This is a genomic window from Thalassospira profundimaris (assembly GCF_003326675.1).
Classification (GTDB): Bacteria; Pseudomonadota; Alphaproteobacteria; order Rhodospirillales; family Thalassospiraceae; genus Thalassospira; species Thalassospira aquimaris.
In genome coordinates this window covers 1-1,164 of record NZ_JPWF01000040.1, presented here as the reverse complement: position 1 = coordinate 1,164, position 1,164 = coordinate 1, and the positions used below count along the sequence as shown (strand labels likewise).

General features: G+C 56.4%; 1 protein-coding gene. It reads right to left on the bottom strand.

Going from position 1 to position 1,164, the window contains the following annotated elements; genetic code table 11:
- Window positions 1-1,163, bottom strand: a 1,163-nt coding sequence (gene tuf / locus TH19_RS22330; protein ID WP_114104558.1) for an elongation factor Tu, incomplete at its 3' end; no start/stop codon positions are given.
- Between the last annotated feature and the right edge of the window lies 1 nt (window position 1,164).

Sequence of the window (1,164 nt, the reverse complement as noted above, 5' to 3'; positions counted from 1 at the left end):
GCGCCGACGGTACGACCGCCTTCACGGATTGCGAAACGCAGACCTTCGTCCATTGCGATCGGTGCAATGAGGGTCGCGGTCATCTGGACGTTGTCGCCCGGCATAACCATTTCGGTGCCAGCCGGCAGCTCGATCGAACCGGTGACGTCAGTCGTACGGAAGTAGAACTGCGGACGGTAGTTCGAGAAGAACGGCGTGTGACGGCCACCTTCATCCTTGGTCAGGATGTATGCTTCGGCAGTGAACTTCGTGTGCGGCTTGATCGAGCCGACATGTGCCAGAACCTGGCCACGCTCGACGTCTTCACGCTTGGTACCACGAAGCAGTGCGCCGATGTTGTCGCCAGCTTCGCCCTGATCGAGCAGCTTGCGGAACATTTCAACGCCGGTAACGGTCGTTTTGACGGTGTCTTTAATGCCGACGATTTCGATCTCTTCGCCAACTTTAACTACGCCGGTTTCAACACGACCGGTAACAACCGTACCACGACCCGAAATCGAGAACACGTCTTCGATCGGCATCAGGAACGGCTTGTCTTTCGGACGATCCGGTGCCGGGATGTACGCATCAACAGCAGCCATCAGTTCGAGGATAGCGTTTTTGCCGATTTCGTCATCGCGACCTTCCAGAGCAGCAAGAGCCGAGCCCTTGATGATCGGAATATCGTCGCCCGGGAAGTCGTAGGACGACAGAAGTTCACGGATTTCCATTTCGACGAGCTCGAGGAGCTCTTCGTCGTCAACCTGGTCAACTTTGTTCATGAAGACTACGAGAGCCGGAACGCCAACCTGACGTGCAAGCAGGATGTGCTCGCGGGTCTGCGGCATCGGGCCGTCTGCAGCCGAACATACCAGAATGCCGCCGTCCATCTGTGCCGCACCGGTGATCATGTTTTTAACATAGTCAGCGTGGCCCGGGCAGTCGACGTGCGCATAGTGGCGGTTTTCGGTTTCATATTCGACGTGCGCGGTCGAGATCGTGATACCACGAGCTTTCTCTTCCGGTGCTTTGTCGATCATGCTGTAGTCCTGGAACGCTGCGCCACCCTGTTCTGCGAGAACTTTGGTGATCGCTGCGGTCAGCGTGGTTTTACCGTGGTCAACGTGGCCGATGGTGCCAACGTTAACGTGCGGTTTTGTACGCGCAAACTTTTCTTTAGCCATT